Genomic DNA, 16789 nt, shown 5'->3' with positions numbered 1-16789 from the left:
GCAGGACCGCCTCCCCCGGGGTCCTGGCGCAAGAGCGTCCCGTCGCCCGACCGGCTCACATCTGAGGCGACTTCTGCCAGAATGCTCGCCACTGCCCCCCTCTTATGGAGATCCGCATGGCCACGCCTCAGGTGCGTCCCGGGCTCACGCACGAACGCGTCGGTGTCTTCACCGACGCGATCTTCGCGATCGCCATCACGCTGCTCGCCCTGGAACTCCCCCGCCCGGAGAGCGAGGACTTCCGGCGGCTGGGGGCGTTCTTCGGCGATCACTTCGGCTCCTTCATGGCCTTCGCCATCGCCTTTCTCATGCTCTGGTTCGCCTGGCGGGCCCATCACACGCTGTTCGACCAGATCGAGCGGGCGTCCCAGTCGATGCTCCTGCTGCACATCCCGCTGCTGTTCTTCGTGGCCGTGCTGCCGTATACGACGTCGGTCTTCGGCGAGGCCAACGCCGACGCCCTGCCGGGCGAGGCGGAGGGCAGGGCCCTGGCGACCGGCCTGTTCGCCGGCAGCGAGGCCGTCCTGCTGCTGTGTCAAGGCGCGCTGTTCACTCTGGTGCTGGCGCAGCGCCTGCACCAGCCGGACGCCGACCTGCGCCGCCTGCGCGGCAACGCCTGCGTCTACTGGGCCATCGGGATCTACTGGCTGCTGACCGCCGTGGCGAGCGCGTGGGCGGTCACCGCGGTGCCCTTCCTGTGGCTGGCGACCCCGCTCGTCGCCGGCGGCACGATCCGTGTGCTCAGGATGCGGCGGTGAAGCCGCGCAACACGTCCGCGATCTCGCCGACCTCGGTGAGCTTCCCCGACGCCACCGCGATCACGAAATCGTAGGCGGCGTCGTCGTCCTGCGGCTCGATCTCCACTCCGTTCTTCGCACAGAAGACGTACGTCGTGAGCCAGCCCGCTCGCTTGTTGCCGTCCACGAACGGGTGGTTGGAGAGGATCGAGTGCAGGATGGCCGCGGCCTTGGTCGGCAGATCCGGGTAGGCGTCCCGCCCGAACAACGACGTCTGAGGACGAAGCAGCGCCGCCTCGAAGAGCCCGATGTCACGAACCTCGATCGGCGCTCCCGTCGCGTGGCGGGCGATGCGCAGCCCCTGCTCACAGCTGATGTAGCGGATCATTCTCCCAGCCTGCGCAGAAGGTCCGCGAAACGCTGGGCCCCCTTCTCGGCCAAAATGTCGGTGTACTCGTCGTCGGCGACGCGGGTGAGGTAGTCGTCGATCGCGTCCAAGGCGATCTGCCGCATGCTCCGGCCTTCCCTCTCGGCGCACCGCCGGAGGGCCTCGGTCTGCTCATCGGTCAGGCGAAGCGTCATGGCCATGCCGTCATCCTACGGAGCGGTGTCACGCCGATACCGTCGGCCGAGAGCCGGCAGCCGGTCGCGATCACGCCTGACCGCCGCCGAGGCGGCGGAGGCGTGTCACCGCCTCGGCGATGACCTCGTCCCGCTTGCAGAAGGCGAAGCGCAGGTAGTGACGGCCCCGTGCGGGGTGGTCGTAGAAGACCTGGGTCGGGATGGCCACCACCCCAGCCAGCTCGGGCAGCCGCCGGGCCAGCTCCAGACCGTCGTCGAAGCCGAGCGGCCGAATGTCGGTCTGCACGAAATAGGTGCCGGCCGGCCGGAGCACGTCGAAGCCGGCCTCCGTCAGACCCGTCACGAGGCGGTCCCGCTTGGACTGCAGGGCCGCCTGCTGGGCCGCGACCCACTCCATTTCTTCCCGCAGGGCGTACGCGACCGCGGCCTGCCAGGGGGCGTTCGCGGTGAAGGTGAGGAACTGCTTGACCGCCTGCACGGCGCCCGCGAGCGGCTCCGGAGCGCACACCCAGCCGGTCTTCCAGCCGGTGACGCTGAAGGTCTTGCCCGCGGAGGAAATCATGACCGTGCGCTCGCGCATGCCGGGCAGCGTGGCGAGCGGAACGTGCTCGACGCCGTCGAAGGCGAGGTGCTCGTAGACCTCGTCGGTCACCGCGATCAGGTCGTGCTCCAGGCAGATCCGGGCGACGCACTCCAGCTCCTCGCGGGTGAACACGGTCCCCGTCGGGTTGTGCGGCGAGTTCACCAGGATCGCGCGGGTGCGGGGCGTGATCGCGGCCTCCAGCTCGGCGGGGTCGAAGGTGAACCGCCCCCCGTCGACACGCAGCGTGACCGCCCGGCGCACGGCTCCCGCGAGCGCGACGGCCGCGGCGTAGGAGTCGTAGTAGGGCTCGAAGACGACCACCTCGTCGCCCGGTTCGCAGAGCGCGAGGATCGCCGCGGCGATGGCCTCGGTGGCGCCGACGGTGACGAGGACCTCGCCGTCCGGGTCGTAGGAGAGGCCGTACCACTGCTTGCGGTGCTCGGCGACCGCCTGCCGCAGCTCTGGAAGGCCCGGTCCGGGCGGGTACTGGTTGAGACCGCTGCGCACGGCCTCGACCGCGCGCTCCAGCATGCGCTCCGGCCCGTCGGTGTCCGGGAAGCCCTGGCCCAGGTTGATCGAGCCCGTCTCCACGGCCAGCTTCGTCATCGTGGCGAACACGGTCGTGCCGAACTCCCGCATCCGCCGCACCAGCGGCTCGCTCACGCCTCCAGCCTATCCGAAACCTTCTATATGCACACTAAGCAAGCCCGGCCAGCAGAATGCAGACGACGGGACAACACTTCCCGGTCCACTCCGTGACTCATTAGGGCATAGCCGCGCGCGACGCGGCAATCCTGCTACCATGCCTCTCCCCGCCGCGGGCGCCAAAGAACTGCGCCGACATGACAGTGGAGGAGCTGCCGGAGGGCCGACGATGCAAAAGAATGCACGTCGTCATCCAGTCCGACTGTTTGACTCGCCCCATTCGGTCGGGGGCCGACTCCAGACTCGGCCGCCGGCGCCGCCGGATCCATTACCTTTCGCATCCCGACGACGTAGTCACAGGCACCTCCTACGAGTAATCTGTCAAGAAGGCGGCGGGACCGCCTTCGGGGAGAGCGTTCGAAGGAGCCGCTCTTGCCACGTCGTCGGGCCTCTTGGGTACTGACTACATCGGTCATCGCAGTCGTTCTGCTGCCGACGACGACCAACGTCGCCTCGAATGCTCTTCCCGATTCCTGGCGATCGCACCTTTGGCTGGCGTGGCCTGTCTGCATATTGCTCGCGATTCCCGTACTGGTGATGGAGTTGCGCACGCGGCACGGCACCTCTACCGAACACGTACCTGCCCCAGTTACGTTCGTCCCGAACGCCGACGCTCAGATATGGAATATCCCGGCACCCGTCAAGGAATTCAGCAATCGCAGGGCGGAGTTTCGCAGGATCGGGACGATACTGATGCGCGGAAGTGGCCGAGCGCTTCTGTTGAGCGGCATGGGAGGCGTTGGAAAAACGCAGCTCGCTCTCGCTTATGCGCACCGCCGGCGTTCCTCCGTCACTCTGGGATGGCGGATCTCCGCGGGTAGCCGAACGTCGGTGATCTCTTCCCTGGCGGAGCTGGGCGGCCAGCTGAATCTGCCCTCCACCACCGCCGAGTCCACAGCCAAGAAGGTTGTGGAGCTGCTGAGCGAGCGGGAGGGATGGCTACTCATATTCGACGACGCCAAGACCGGCGAGGACCTGCTGGACCTGATACCCGTCACGTCAGGCGGGCAGGTCCTCATAACGTCCAGGAACCCCCAATTCGATCGTCGCGCAGAAACGCTGCTCCTACAGACGTTTCCTCAGGAGGAGGCCGCCCGGTTCTTACGCAACCGCGTCGGAGACACCGACCAGGGCTCTTCCGCGGAACTGGCGACGAGGCTTGGGGGCCTGCCCCTCGCGCTGGAGCAGGCGGGTGCATACTGCCGTGACTCCGGCATCGGCCTCCGCGATTACCTGCAACGCTACGACTCCAGTCGGGCGCGCCTGCTCCGGCAGGGCTCAGTTCATAATCGCGTCAGTGTGGAGGCGACTCTCGAGCTTTCCTTCGACTGGATCGGGCGACGCGATCCCGCAGCCATGCAACTCCTTCGTGTTCTCGCCTTCATGGCGCCCGCGGAGATCCCTCGAGACCTGCCCACGATGAATCCGTCCGTGCTACCTCGCGCGCTCGCGCACGCCTGTGCCGATGTCGTAGGCCTCGATGAGATCATCGCGGCGCTCCTGCAGGCCTCACTTCTCACCTCGGCGACCGCCGAGCACATCCGCGTTCACCAGCTGATCTCAGACGTGCTCCGCGACAGGATCACGGCCGATGGAGACCGCAGGTTTCGATGGTCGCGCACCCTGCGAACGGTATTTCCACCGAGAAGGGACCCGTCCTCGTCCTGGAGCGCCTCACGCTGGGCGAAGGCCGCTTTGGCTCTCCTGTGGGCGGGCGTGCAGGTGAACGAGCGGGACCCGGACGGTTGGAGCCGTGCCGCCACCCTGCTTCCCCATGCCGACAAGGTCTGGACCCACCTGGCGAACGAAGAAGTGGCCCTTCTCAAAGAGGAGAGGATTCTTGCCGCACAGCTGTTCGGCGAGCTCGGCATTCGGCTGTTCCGAGGCGGCGACTACGCGGTGGCCGAAGAGTTGTGCCGCCGAGCTCGGCGACTCGGCCAAGAGGTGCTCTCCGACACGGACCCACGTCTGCTGCGCCTGACGAGCTGTCTCGCCCAGGTCACCAACGGACTCGGAAATCTGAGCGAGGCGAAAGACCTCTACGAACAAATACTTTCTGTTCACCGCCGTAACCACGGAGAGGATCATCCGGACACAATCCAGACGATGAATGATCTGGGCGGTGTCCTCATGGAGCAGGACGAGTGCCTTCCCCATGCGAGGCACATGTGCGAGCAAGTCGTTTCCACACGGCTTCGCACACTCGGTGAACACAACGTCCACACTCTCATGGCAATGAACAACCTCGGCAAGGTGTGCCGCCGTCTTCACGACCTCTCCACTGCCCATACTCTTGCCACAGAGGTAGTAAGAGTCGGAAGCGAGCTGTTGGGAGAGGAGCATCCCGACAATCTCGTCTGGATGAACAACCTCGCGGAGGTATCGCGTGCGCGCGGAGATCTTGAAGAGGCACATGCGCTCCACCAGAAGGTCCTCGCGCTCCGACGCAAGGTACTGGGCGAGACACATCCAGCGAGCATTGTCTCCATGAACAACCTCGCTCGTGTCATGCGCCTGCTCGGCGACACGAATTCTGCCCTCCAACTGTACGAAGAGTCCTTGAGACTGGCTCGTCAGGCCATAGGCGAAGATCACCCAACCTTCACCGCAGCCGAGAATGGGGTGCGGGAATGCCTGGCAGACCGTCACCGGCTGGACGATGGGAATGGCTCCTCATAGGGTCGGGCGGGACGGCGGGCGGATCAGGCGGCCCGTCCCTCCCTGGCGAGCCAGCCCAGCACGTCGGGCAGCACATGTAAGGCGTGGAAGTGCGCCGCGCCCCGCTGGATCCGCACCGTGGCGGTGGGTATCCGCCTGCCCAGCCAACGGGAGTGGCTGACCGGGGAGAACACGTCGTCTTCGCCGTGCCACAGAAGAGTGGGCACCCTGATGTCGGCGGGGTCGAACCCCCACGGTGAGCAGAAGGCCATGGCGTCGTCGATCCAGCCGTACGCGGAGTTCCGCACAGCCTCCGCGTAGCTCTGCACCAGCATCGTCCGGATGCCGGGGTCCGCGATCACGCTTCTGTCCGACTCCGGCAGCTCGTCGTAGAGGGCGTCCACGAGCCGTACGGGGTCCTCGCGGATCTCGTCGGCGGTCGGGCCGAGCCGCGCCGCGAGGCGTGCCTGTCCCTGCATGGCGGTTCTGTACTCCGCGATGTTGCTCTCGGCCATGCCGTCGAACCAGTCGAGGCCCTCCGCATCCCGGGGGGCGAGTCCGACGAGGACCGCGGCCCGGGTCACCTGCTGGGGGATAAGTGCGGCGCAGGCGAGCGCGTGCGGCCCGCCGCCGGAGCGGCCCACCACCGCGAAGCGGTCCAGGCCGAGGTGATCCGCGATCGCGGCCACGTCCGCGGCGACGTCCCCCACGCTGCGGCCTTCGTGCCGGTCGGAGTCGCCGTATCCCGGGCGGTCGTAGGTGATGAGGCGCACGCCGAGCCGATGGAGCAGATCTTCCCGTGGAAGAGGGCCGATCCGGCTGCCGGGCGTCCCGTGGAGCAGGAACACCGGCCTGCCTCCGTCACTCTTTCCCCGCTGCGCGACGACGAGGCGCCGCCCACCATCCGCCGACCACACCCCGTCCGTCAACGCCGTGCCTCCGCGTCGCCTGTTGAAGGATTCCAGGGCCAGCATCCTCCGAACCGGTAAGACGTGAAAAGGGCCCGGCGGCCCCGAACGACGACATCTTTCGCCGTACGGACCCTGGAGCGATCCCTCTTGGCGGGTTATCTTCAATGCCGTTCGAACGGCCGGAGCCGGTGGCGTTCATGGCCGCCTCGGTCTTCATGCTGGAGCGGGCGGACGAGCTGTTCGCCGTCTGGGACGGGCTGCCGGCCCGCGGGTTCGGCGGCACGGCCGACGTCGTCTCGCACGCCCGCGAGCGGGAGATGCGGGTGCTGGTGCTCTGGCCGCCCGGTTCACGAAGGGACGGGTAAGCGTGGCGACAGGCAGGATCCGGCGGGTCGACGCGCTGCGCGGGTTCGCCGTGTGCGGGATCATGCTGGTCAACGCCTGGCAGCAGAGGGTGCGGCAGGGGCCGACCTCGCTGGACTGGGTGATGGAGAACCTGTTCCAGAGCCGCTTCTACCCGATGTTCGCGTTCCTGTTCGGGTTGTCCTTCGCACTGTTCCTGCGCTCCGCGCGGCTGCGCACGCGGCGTCCGCGGCTCGTCATGCTGCGGCGGCTGGCCGTGCTAGCGGCGCTGGGCGCGGCGCACATCCTGATCGATCCCGGCGAGGTGCTGCTGCCGTACGCGCTGCTGGGGGTGGTCGTCCTGCTTCCGGCGAGCCTCCTGCCCCGGGCGGCCGTGCTGCTGGTGGGCTGCGGCGTCCTGGTCGCCGCCGTGTTCGACCCCCATCCGTACGTGCTGATCACCGCGCTGTTCCTGCTCGGCCTGGCCGCCGCCCCGGATGCGGAAGGGAAGCGGGGGGCCGGGCGCGTCGGCGGGGCTGACGGCCTGGGCGGCGGGCCGTTGCTCGGCGTGGTGTGCGGGGCGGCGGCCCTGCTCGCGGCCGGGCTGACCTGGTGGTGGAACCACGCGCCGCCCGGCGGCGGGGTCTACCAGGCGGCCGCGCTGTGCGGCGCGGTGGCGTACGCGACGGCGTTCCTGCTGGTCGCCCGCCATACGGCGGTGTTCGAGGCGCTGGGCCGGATGACGCTGACCAACTACGTGACGGGCACGACCGTGATCGTGGCGGTGATGCCGCTCCTGAAGGCCGACGACACGGGGGCCGCCGTCGTGGTGCTCGCCGTCGTCACCGTCGCCGCGCAGGCGGTCTTCTGCAGATGGTGGCTCGCCCGCCACCGGTACGGCCCGCTGGAGTGGGTGTGGCGCGCCCTCACATGGTGGGGCACCTCCCGGGGCACCTGGTGGAGCGTGGCGGCGACCGGGCAGACTGTGATCCGTGACCCGCGTAGCGCTGTGCCAGATCCCCGTCGACCACGACCCGGAGACCAACCTCTCGACCGTGCGTGAAGCCCTCGCGCGGGCGCCGGAGGCGGACCTCGCCGTCTTCCCCGAGGCGACGCTCACCCGGTTCGGCCCGGGGGTCGTCGAGACGGCCCAGCCGCTGGACGGCCCGTTCGTCACCGGCCTGGCCGAGGCCGCGCGCGAGCACGGCACGGCCGTCATCGCCGGCGTCTTCGAGCCCGCCGCGGACGGCAGGGTCTGGAACACGGCCGTCGCCCTGCGGGAGGACGGCTCGCTCGCCGCGGCCTACCGGAAGATCCACCTGTTCGACTCCTTCGGCGCGAAGGAGTCGAAGCTGGTCGCGCCGGGGGACGCGCCGGCGGTCGTGGAGCTGGCCGGGCTCAGGATCGGCCTGATCACCTGCTACGACGTCCGCTTCCCCGAGCTGGCCCGCGCGCTGGTCGACCAGGGCGCGGACACGTTCGCGGTGATCGCCGCCTGGGGCTCGGGGCCGCTGAAGGAGGAGCACTGGACGACCCTCGTCAGGGCCAGGGCGATCGAGAACACCACCTGGACCATCGCCGTCGGTCAAGCGCCTAATCCCGCCATACCGGACGGGTTCGGTGTGGGCCGCAGCATGCTCGTCGATCCGATGGGCGTCGCCCGGCATGACCTGGGCACGGGCCCCGGCGTGCTGATCGCGGAGATCGACACGGCGTGGACCGAGACCGCGCGCGCCACCCTCCCCTCGCTCGAACACCGCCGGCTCGGAGTCCACAGATCGTAAACTTGGCCCCATGAGCGAGCCGGGACGCAGGACGCGGATGCAGAAGGTGGTTCCGCCGCGGCTGCTCGTGCCGTACCTGTCGGGCCGTCGCACGATCATCTCCGGCTACGTGTACCGCGTGCAGGACTGCGACCGCCTCACCACCCCCGCCGCGCTCGTCGAGGCCCTCGACCTGTGCTTCGACGGATCGGAGCTGACGCCGGACGTGCCCGAGCTGTACATCATGCGCTGGGACGCGCGGGAGATCGACACCTACGTCGTCCCGTACGGCCCGCACATGGGCGGTGATTGGAGCGATGCACCCCCCTTCACCGGGAACGGGTTCACCGCCTCGCGCGAGCAGGTGGTGCCGCAGTTCCACACGATGCCCATGCCGATCCCCGCGGGTGCGGAGATCGTCCACCTCGCCCCGGCCGGAGAGCATCCCTTCGCCGGGTACGACGGCCTGACCTGGCGGCCCGCGCGATGAGCGAGATCGAGCCGGTCGGCCTGGGATTCGTCGCCCGCTACCGCGACCGGGACTACGCCGCCGCGGTCGGGCCGGGCGGTGACGACGTGGTGCTGTTCAGCGAGACGCCGCAGGAGGGGTTCACCGCCGCGGGCGGCTACTGGCGGCTGCGGGTGGGCCGGGCCGCGCTGGAGCGGCTGACCCTGCTGCGCACGGTCGGGGCGTTCGGCGGCGAGCCGTGCCTCGTGCTGGACGAGGACGACGGCGGCGACGGCGGGGAGGGCGGCCTGCACATCGCCTACACCGGCCACAACGGCCTGAAGGCCGAGGCGCTCGGATACTGGCTGGTGGACCACGGCGCGTACGAGGTGGTCGTGCCCCGCGACGAGGTCCACGCGATCCGGGTGGAGCGCGTCCCTGTGCCGCTCACCGCTGACCGGGCGGACGGTCACGAGGGTCCCTGAGGGACCCGGGCCGAGGCGGGTTCTCGGGAGCCCGGCGATCGACGCCGGGGCCGGTGGGCGGGTGTGCTGAGGCGGCCGGTTCAGGAGCCGAGCGACCGGTAGCGGGCGAAGCGGGCCGCCGTCCGCTCCCCCTCCGGGCGGTCCAGCAGCCCCGCGATCTCGTGTCCGAGCGTGCGGCCGACCCTGCGGCAGAACTCCTCCGGCTCGTACGCCGCGTCCGGCCGTTCCGGCACGATCCTGTCCACGATGCCGTCCCGCCGCAGGTCGGCGGCGCGTACGCCCTGTGCGGCGGCGATCTCCGGGGCGAAGTCGACGGTCCGGTACAGCAACGCCGACGCGCCCTCCGGCGGGAGCGGCGACAGCCAGGCGTGCTGCGCGCAGACGACCCGGTCGGCCGGGAGCAGGGCCAGCGCGGTGCCGCCGGCGCCCTCCCCCAGCAGCAGGCACACGGTCGGCGCGTCGAGCATGACGAGGTCGGCCAGGCAGCGGGCGATCTCGGCGGCCAGGCCGCCCTCCTCGGCCGCCTTCGACAGCTCCCCCCCACTGGTGTCGACGACCGTGACCAGCGGCAGGCGCAGTTCGCCCGCCAGGCGCATGCCGCGCCTGGCCACCCGCAGCCCTGCCGGGCCGAGCGGGCTGCCCGCCCGCTGCCGCCGCCGGTCCTGACCGAGGACGACGGCGGGCGCGGCGCCGAATCTGGCCAGCGCCAGCAGGAGGCCGGGGTCGCGCTCCCCCGTGCCGGTGCCGCGCAGCGGGGTCACGTCCCGCGCGCCGTATCTGAGCAGCTCGCGCACGCCGGGGCGGTCGTCGCGGCGCGAGCGGGTGACGGCCTCCCACGCCGGTACCGGTTCGTCCGCCTCCTCGGGTTCCGGGCCGGGATCCAGCCCCGCGCGCGGGGCGCAGAGCACGGTCAGCGCCCGGACGGCGACCTCCCGCGCGTCCCCGGCCGAGACCACGGCGTCGACCAGCCCGAGGGCGTGCAGGTTCTCCGCGACCTGGACTCCCTGGGGGAACGGGTAGCCGTGCAGCGACTCGAACACCCGAGGCCCGAGGAAGCCGATGAGCGCGCCCGGCTCGGCGGCCGTCACATGCCCGAGCGAGCCCCACGACGCGAGCACCCCGCCCGTCGTGGGATGGCGCAGATAGACGACGTACGGCAGGCCGGCGGCGCGGTGGGCGGCGACCGCCGCGGTGATCTTGATTATCTGGGTGAAGGCCAGTGCGCCCTCCTGCATGCGGGTGCCCCCGCTGGCGGGGGCGGCGAGCAGCGGCAGGCGCTCGGCGGTGGCCCGTTCGACGGCCCGGACGAGCCGCTCGGCGGCCGCCACCCCGATCGAGCCGGCCAGAAAGGAGAACTCGCAGGCGGCGACGGCCACCCGGCGTCCGTCGAGCGTGCCCTCACCCGTGACGACCGACTCGTCGTATCCCGTCCTGGCCCGGACGCGGGCGAGTTCGGCGGCGTAGTCCGACCCGGGAGCGGCCCGGTCCCGCGGAGGCTCGTCCCACGACTTCCACGAGTGCGGATCGAGTACCCGCGCGATCAGCGTCCGCGCGTCCGGCCGGCCCGTGCCGCCTTCGTTCATGGCGAGCGCCGCTCCCGCTCGGCCAGCCAGTCGAGCACGGCGTCGTCGTCCTGGCCCAGGCCGGGAGGCACGACGTGCCCGTCGTCCGAGGCTCGGCCGTCGAACCGCAGCGGTGGGCCGGGCAGCTCGATCTCGCCCAGGACCGGATGGTCGACGGTGACGATCAGGCCCTGCGACCGCACCTGGTCCCAGGCGTAGACCTCGTCGATCGACCGGATCGCGCCCGCGGGCACGCCGATCTCCCGCAGCGCCGCGAGCCAGTGCTCGCGGTCGTGCACCGCCAGCGCCTTCTCCATCTCGGCGATCAGCTCTTCCCGGTGAGCGAACCTCTCCCTGTTTGTCGCATATTTCGATATTTCTGGATCGATGTCCAGTAGCTGGGCGACCTTGCGCCACTGCCCGTCGCTGGCCACCGCGATCTGGATCATGCCGTCGGCGCAGCGGAAGGCGCCGTACGGGGCGATGGAGGCGTGGTGGTTGCCGCCCGCCTTCGGCACCGCGCCGCCGACGGTCCAGGCGGTGCCGTGGTAGGAGTGCACACCCACGACCGACGCCAGCAGCGACGTCCTGACGACCGTCCCGCGGCCGGTGCGCTCGCGCTCGTACAGCGCCGCGACCACGCCGTAGGCGCCGTGGATGCCCGCGAGCAGGTCGGCGATCGAGGCTCCGACACGGTACGGCTCGTCGGGCGACGGCCCGGTCAGCGACATCAGCCCGGCCTCCCCCTGGGCGATCTGGTCGTAGCCCGGCCGGCCGCCCTCGGGACCGTCGTGGCCGAACCCGGTGATGGACAGGATCACCAGCCGGGGATTGAGCGCCTGCAGGCGCTCGGTGGAGAACCCGAGGCGGTCGAGCACGCCGGTGCGGAAGTTCTCCACCAGCACGTCGCTCTGCCGTACGAGCCGCTCGATTAGGTCACGGCCCTCTTCGGACTTCATGTCCACCGCGATCGACCGCTTGTTGCGGTTGGCCGCGAGGAAGTACGTGGAAATGTCATGATCCGGGCCGACGAAGGGCGGGCCCCATCCGCGCGACTCGTCCCCCGCCGGGTGCTCCACCTTGATCACGTGGGCGCCCAGGTCGCCGAGCATCTGCGCGCAGTGCGGCCCGGCGAGGGCCCGGGACAGATCGAGGACGACGATGCCGCTGAGAGGTCCCTGCACGGCCAGCCTCCACGGAGGTCGGTGAGGAGAACGTCCGTCGGTCTCCACCGGCAAGCCTGCCAGGTCACCCCGCCGTCACGACAGCCCCGGTCCGCGCCCCCGGCGGTCTACCGCCCGTACGGCCCGGGGTTCCCGGGCCGCCGCCCCTGCCCGGGGCTGTGTCAGCGATGCGTGCGATGGCCGCGCCACTGGTCCATCAGCCGCCGCAGCCGCTGCTGGTTGTGCGGATCACGCGCCTTGGTCTTGACCTTCTCCACGTTCTCCCGGCCCTTGGGGCTCTGCAGGTAGTCCCGGATGCGCTGCACGATAGATGACATTTATGACTCACCATCCCATTTATGCCGTCACTGGACGGCTACCCACGGACACCGCCGCCAATCACCGGTGCCGGGAGCAGGCAGGGCGGTACGGTGAAAACCGGGGAGGACGTGCGGTGCCGGTACGTGACCTGGGGGCGAGACGTGGGATCGGATGCACCAGGCACGGGGCCGCTGTCTCCGGACGTACGGCACGACCACCTTTCTCCACTGCCACAGAAAACGGGAGCCGGAAACGTGCCCACGGACGACGACCTGGTGCCGAACCCGAAGTACGACGACCTGCGGGCCGCGCTCGAGACGGTTCGGGAGCACGTTCACGTCCTGGAGACGGCCCTGGACCGGGCCTGCGCCCAGTTCGGCGGTGAGCCGGTATGGGTGGGCCCAGCGGCTCGCGCCTTCGCCGAGGAGCTCAACGGCCGCCGGGCACGGCTGAGGAGCGCCGTCCACCACGTGATCGCGGAACTCGAGGCGGAACTGCGCACCACACCCGCGAAGGTCTCCCGTTCCGCGGCGGTGAGCGGCTGAGGCCGAGGCGGGGGGAAGGTGGCCCCACCCGGGCGCCACCCCGGCGGCGCGCTTTAGAGGGTGTCGACCTCCGCGTGCGGGAGGCCGCCGGAGAGTTTGGGGTAACCGGGGCCGCGGTCGAAGAAGGCGGCGGGACGCGTCTCGCGCAGCCGCTCCCGCAGGCGCTCGGTCGCCTCCGCGTCCACGACGACCTCGTCGACGGCTCCGGCCTCGCGTGAGGCGGCCAGCACGACGCCGTAGTCCTCGCGCGCGCCCTCGATCGACACCTTCCCGTCGCGGACGTCGGCGGCCACCCTCTCCGCGGGCCGGTCGTACGGCGAGCCCCAGCCGCCTCCGCCGGTCGTGCGGATGCGGATGACCTGCCCGGCGCGTACGGGGAAGTCGTCGACCAGGCCCTCCATCTCCACGCCGTCCACGGTGACCTGGAAGGGACGGCCCGCCCGGCCGCCGTTGACGCCCCAGCACGACAGGATCGAGCGATCGGCGATCGACATGAAGGAGGCGTCCCGCAGCATGCGGATGTGCTTGTCGTAGCCGAGGCCGCCGCGGAACTCCCCCGGCCCGCCGCTGTCCACGGCCAGGCCCAGCCGCTCGACCCGGAACGGCCAGCGCGCCTCGGCGAACTCCACCGGGATGTTGCGGCTGTCGGGCACCACGTGGATGGTGTCCTCCCCGTCGGCGTACCAGCGCCCGCCCGAGCCGCCGCCGAGCACCTCGCGCATGAGGTAGGGCCCGTCGTCCGACTCGCCGTACACGCCGGTGTAGCGGATGGTCTCCTGGTCGGCCGGCATCCGGCCGCCGGTCGCCTTGGCCAGCACGCCGGCCAGGACGCCGAGCAGGCGCAGGATCACGAACGTACGGGCGTTGGTGGGCGCGGGGAAGATCGGCGTCAGCAGGGTGCCCTTCTCCGGGAAGACCATCTTGATCAGCGGCACGACGCCCTCGTTGACGTCAAGCTCGGCCATCCGCTCGGGGGTGTCGGCGAGGTTGCGCAGGATCGGCGCCAGCCACTTCTTCAGGAAGACGCCGTCGGCGTAGTCGCCCGCGTGGTTGATCGGTCCCTTGGCCTGGGGCGAGGTGCCGGTGAAGTCGATGGTCAGCGGGGTGTCCGCCGCGTGGTCCACGGTGAGCGTGATCCGCTGGGCGTGCAGGCGCGGCTCGTCCACGCCGTCGTGTTCGGCGTAGTCCTCCCAGATGTGCACACCCTCGGGGATCTTCGCGAGCAGTTCGCGGCGGAACGTCTCGGTCGTCTTGCCGACGATCGCGTCGAAGCACGCCTCGACCGCCTCCCGGCCGTACCGGTCGAACAGCTCGCCGAGCCGCCGGGCCCCCATGAGGCAGGCCGAGCACTCGGCGTCGAGGTCCCCGGCCAGGGAGTCGGGCATCCGGGAGTTGCGCGTCATGATGGTGAGCGCGGCGCGGTTGGGCACTCCCTGGTCCCACAGCTTGATGGGCGGGACCATCAGGCCCTCCTCGAACGCGCTGCGCGCGTGCGACGGCATCGATCCCGGCACCGCGCCGCCGATGTCGTCGTGGTGGCCGAACGCCTGGACGAACGCGACGACGTCGCCCCCGTGGAAGACCGGCACCGTCACGCACAGGTCGGGCAGGTGGCCGATGCCGCCCTCGGAGAGGTAGACGTCGTTGTGGAAGAAGACGTCGCCGGGCCGCATGGCGCCGATCGGGAAGTCGCGGACGATCGGCTGCACCAGCGCCGAATAGGAGCGCCCGGTCAGCTTGCGCAACCGCGCGTCGTGGATGCCCGCGCGGAAGTCGTGGGCGTCGCGGATCATCGGCGACCGGGCGGTGCGGGCGATCGCGGTCTCCACCTCCATCTCCACCGAGGCGAGCGTGCCCTCCACGATCTCCACGAGCACCGGGTCGACGTTCCTATCGGTCATCGCTCACCACCACGAGGTTGCCGTAGTCGTCCATGGTCACCGTGAAGCCGGGGTGCACCGGCAGGGTCGAGCCGTACTCCTCGATCACGGCCGGGCCGCGCACCACGGCTCCCGCACCGAGGTCGGCACGGCGGTAGATGACGGTGCGGCCCCACTGCTCGTAGTACACGTCGCGGGTCGCGACCGGGCTCGGCTCGTGCTCCTGGCGGGGCCTGGGCGCGATCTTCGGCCGGGTGATCGGGCCGATGCCGGACACCCGGAGGTTGACCCACTCGACGACGTGGCGGGGGTCGTCGCGGTAGCCGTACCCGTAGAGCCTCTCGTGCTCGGCGTGGAACCGCTCGGCGATCACGGCGAGCCACGCCTCGTCCACCGGGCCGTCGGGGGCCGGCACCCGCACCTCGTACGCCTGGCCGTAGTAACGCAGGTCGGCGCTGCGCGCGTACACGTGCTCGGCGAATCCCTCGCGGTCGAGCGCGTCCGCCGCCTGGGCCTCCAGGTCGGCGAGGATCTCGCCGACCGTCTCAGGGGAGGGGGCGCGGGCGACGTGCGTGCGCACGTAGTCGTTCTTCACGTCGACCGTGAGCAGGCCGAACGCGGAGACGTTCCCGGGATCGGGCGGGACGATCACGGCCGGCAGCCCGAGGATGTCGATGAGGCGGCAGGCCAGCAGCGGCCCGGATCCGCCGAAGGCAACCATCGGGAAGTCCCGCACGTCGAGGCCGCGCTGGACCGTGATCTGCCTGATCGCGTTCGACTGGTTGAACGCGCTGATCTCCAGGATCCCGGTGGCGCAGCGTTCCGGGCTCAGCCCCAGACGGTTCGCCAGCGCCTCGACGCCCGCCCGCGCGGCGGCGACGTCGAGGGAGATCTCGCCGCCGAGCAGATGCGGGGGCACCCGCCCGAGGAAGACGTGCGCGTCGGTCACCGTCACCTCGGTGCCGCCCCTGCCGTAGCAGATCGGCCCGGGGTCCGCGCCCGCCGACCTCGGGCCGGCCTTCAGCGTCCCCTCGGGGGAGATCCAGGCGATGGATCCGCCGCCCGCCCCGACCGTGACGATGTCGATCATCGGGATCTTGCACGGGTAGCGGCCGATGCCGCCCTCGGTCGTCAGCGACGGCTCTCCGTTCACCACGACGGCCACGTCGGTCGAGGTGCCGCCGCCGTCGAGGGTGATGGCGCTCGGATGCCCGGCGGTCCCCGCGATCAGCGCCGCGCCGAGCGCCCCCGCGGCCGGGCCGGACAGCACGGTCGTGATCGGCTGGTGCACCACCTCGGCCGCCGACAGCACGCCGCCGTTGCTCTTCATGACGGAGAACGGCCGTCCGAGCCGCTCCGACAGGTTCTCGATGTACCGCCGCATGATCGGTTTGACCGCGGCGTCCACCAGCGTGGTCACCGATCGCTCGTACTCCCGGTACTCGCGCAGCACGTCGCTCGACAGCGACACGACGGCCTCGGGGTGCTCGCGCTCCAGCACCTCGCGCATCCGCCGTTCGTGCCCGGGGTTGGCGTAGGAGTGCAGGAAGCACACCCCGATCGCGGTGACGCCCCGCTCCCTGAACCACCGCGCGACGTCCGCGGCCTGCTCCTCGTCGAACGGCCGAACCTCACGGCCGAGGTGGTCGAGCCGTCCGCCGACGGTCCGCACCCGGTGGACGGGCACGATCCGCGGCGGCTTGACCCAGAAGTAGGAGTTGCCGTACCCGTCCGGCACGCTCTGCCGGGCGATCTCCAGGACGGACCCGAAGCCCTCCGTGGTGACGAAGCCCAGGTGAGACGTGCCGTCCGGGCGGTCCTCCAGCAACTGGTTGGTGGCGACGGTGGTGCCGTGGACGAGGGCGGACACGGCGTCGAGGGCGCGGGACCCCGCGTGGGCCTCGAGCACCTTGTGAACGCCTGCCATGAACCCCTCGGCCGGGTTGGCAGGAGTCGAGGGAGTCTTGGTCGTGACGATCCGGCCGGACTCCTCGTCGAGGAGCACGACGTCGGTGAAGGTGCCGCCTGTGTCGACCCCGATGCGGACGCTGGACATGCTCCGTGTTTACCGATCGCCGCCGATCGGAAGAACCGGCGCACTCTG

Annotated in this window: 17 protein-coding genes; 8 read left to right on the top strand and 9 right to left on the bottom strand. The window is 70.6% G+C overall.

Annotation, left to right across the window (positions count from 1 at the left end; all coding sequences use genetic code 11):
* Positions 1-116 precede the first annotated feature (116 nt).
* Complete coding sequence (locus FLX07_RS10500; RefSeq protein ID WP_167748192.1) at positions 117-758, top strand: TMEM175 family protein; 642 nt, start codon at positions 117-119, stop codon at positions 756-758.
* Here FLX07_RS10500 and FLX07_RS10495 read toward each other — a convergent pair.
* The 3 genes from FLX07_RS10495 to FLX07_RS10485 all read right to left on the bottom strand — a co-directional run bounded on the left by FLX07_RS10495 (position 742) and on the right by FLX07_RS10485 (position 2565).
* Positions 742-1125, bottom strand: a complete 384-nt coding sequence (locus FLX07_RS10495) for a type II toxin-antitoxin system death-on-curing family toxin (RefSeq protein ID WP_142570057.1) — start codon at positions 1123-1125, stop codon at positions 742-744. The two genes, FLX07_RS10500 and FLX07_RS10495, sit on opposite strands and share 17 nt — an antisense overlap.
* Entirely contained in the window at positions 1122-1325 is a 204-nt protein-coding gene (locus FLX07_RS10490) for a type II toxin-antitoxin system TacA family antitoxin (RefSeq protein ID WP_223853260.1), read from the bottom strand. Before FLX07_RS10490 ends, FLX07_RS10495 begins: the two co-directional genes overlap by 4 nt.
* Positions 1326-1389: 64 nt before the next feature.
* A complete protein-coding gene (locus tag FLX07_RS10485) occupies positions 1390-2565 on the bottom strand; it encodes a pyridoxal phosphate-dependent aminotransferase (RefSeq protein ID WP_142570055.1) in 1176 nt (391 codons plus the stop codon).
* A 579-nt stretch (positions 2566-3144) separates the two neighbouring features.
* Between FLX07_RS10485 and FLX07_RS10480 the strand changes: the two genes are divergently transcribed.
* Entirely contained in the window at positions 3145-5286 is a 2142-nt protein-coding gene (locus tag FLX07_RS10480) for a tetratricopeptide repeat protein (RefSeq protein ID WP_142570053.1), read from the top strand.
* A gap of 23 nt (positions 5287-5309) precedes the next feature.
* Here FLX07_RS10480 and FLX07_RS10475 read toward each other — a convergent pair whose 3' ends face one another.
* On the bottom strand, positions 5310-6194 hold the full coding sequence (locus FLX07_RS10475; RefSeq protein ID WP_142570051.1) for an alpha/beta fold hydrolase: 885 nt from the start codon (positions 6192-6194) through the stop codon (positions 5310-5312).
* A 146-nt stretch (positions 6195-6340) separates the two neighbouring features.
* Between FLX07_RS10475 and FLX07_RS10470 the strand changes: the two genes are divergently transcribed.
* Genes FLX07_RS10470 through FLX07_RS10450 form a run of 5 tightly spaced genes read left to right on the top strand, consistent with a single transcriptional unit; the run spans position 6341 to position 9214 of the window.
* Positions 6341-6541 (top strand): hypothetical protein, encoded by a 201-nt coding sequence (locus tag FLX07_RS10470; RefSeq protein WP_142570049.1) that lies wholly within the window; start codon positions 6341-6343, stop codon positions 6539-6541.
* Between the two features lie 2 nt (positions 6542-6543).
* Positions 6544-7581, top strand: a complete 1038-nt coding sequence (locus tag FLX07_RS10465) for a DUF418 domain-containing protein (RefSeq protein WP_142570047.1) — start codon at positions 6544-6546, stop codon at positions 7579-7581.
* Complete coding sequence (locus FLX07_RS10460; protein WP_142570045.1) at positions 7511-8302, top strand: carbon-nitrogen hydrolase family protein; 792 nt, start codon at positions 7511-7513, stop codon at positions 8300-8302. Before FLX07_RS10465 ends, FLX07_RS10460 begins: the two co-directional genes overlap by 71 nt.
* Positions 8303-8312: 10 nt before the next feature.
* Positions 8313-8771 carry a hypothetical protein gene (locus tag FLX07_RS10455; protein WP_223853259.1) on the top strand — a complete coding sequence of 153 codons (459 nt, stop codon included), beginning with the start codon at positions 8313-8315 and terminating at the stop codon, positions 8769-8771.
* Positions 8768-9214: a hypothetical protein gene (locus FLX07_RS10450; RefSeq protein ID WP_142570043.1), complete on the top strand. Its 447-nt coding sequence runs from the start codon at positions 8768-8770 to the stop codon at positions 9212-9214. The genes FLX07_RS10455 and FLX07_RS10450 overlap by 4 nt, the downstream gene beginning before the upstream one ends.
* Positions 9215-9294: 80 nt before the next feature.
* Here FLX07_RS10450 and FLX07_RS10445 read toward each other — a convergent pair whose 3' ends face one another.
* The 3 genes from FLX07_RS10445 to FLX07_RS36390 form a co-directional block, all read right to left on the bottom strand.
* Positions 9295-10797: a carboxyl transferase domain-containing protein gene (locus FLX07_RS10445; RefSeq protein ID WP_142570041.1), complete on the bottom strand. Its 1503-nt coding sequence runs from the start codon at positions 10795-10797 to the stop codon at positions 9295-9297.
* Positions 10794-11960, bottom strand: coding sequence for a CaiB/BaiF CoA transferase family protein (locus tag FLX07_RS10440; RefSeq protein WP_142570039.1), 1167 nt, complete (start codon positions 11958-11960; stop codon positions 10794-10796). Before FLX07_RS10440 ends, FLX07_RS10445 begins: the two co-directional genes overlap by 4 nt.
* 161 nt (positions 11961-12121) lie before the next feature.
* A complete protein-coding gene (locus FLX07_RS36390; RefSeq protein ID WP_167748191.1) occupies positions 12122-12277 on the bottom strand; it encodes a hypothetical protein in 156 nt (51 codons plus the stop codon).
* Positions 12278-12514: 237 nt separating this feature from the next.
* On the opposite strand from FLX07_RS36390, the gene FLX07_RS10435 reads away from it, so the two are divergent.
* Positions 12515-12805 carry a hypothetical protein gene (locus FLX07_RS10435; protein WP_142570037.1) on the top strand — a complete coding sequence of 97 codons (291 nt, stop codon included), beginning with the start codon at positions 12515-12517 and terminating at the stop codon, positions 12803-12805.
* Positions 12806-12858: 53 nt separating this feature from the next.
* Here FLX07_RS10435 and FLX07_RS10430 read toward each other — a convergent pair whose 3' ends face one another.
* Both FLX07_RS10430 and FLX07_RS10425 read right to left on the bottom strand, forming a co-directional pair.
* Entirely contained in the window at positions 12859-14706 is a 1848-nt protein-coding gene (locus FLX07_RS10430) for a hydantoinase B/oxoprolinase family protein (protein ID WP_142570035.1), read from the bottom strand.
* The gene (locus FLX07_RS10425; RefSeq protein WP_142570033.1) at positions 14696-16741 is read right to left on the bottom strand and encodes a hydantoinase/oxoprolinase family protein; all 2046 of its coding nucleotides are present in this window, start codon (positions 16739-16741) and stop codon (positions 14696-14698) included. Before FLX07_RS10425 ends, FLX07_RS10430 begins: the two co-directional genes overlap by 11 nt.
* Between the last annotated feature and the right edge of the window lie 48 nt (positions 16742-16789).

Source organism: Microbispora bryophytorum, assembly GCF_006874465.1.
Taxonomy (GTDB): domain Bacteria; phylum Actinomycetota; class Actinomycetes; order Streptosporangiales; family Streptosporangiaceae; genus Microbispora; species Microbispora bryophytorum.
Note: the sequence above shows the minus strand (reverse complement) of the source record. Positions and strands in the feature narration are given on the sequence as shown.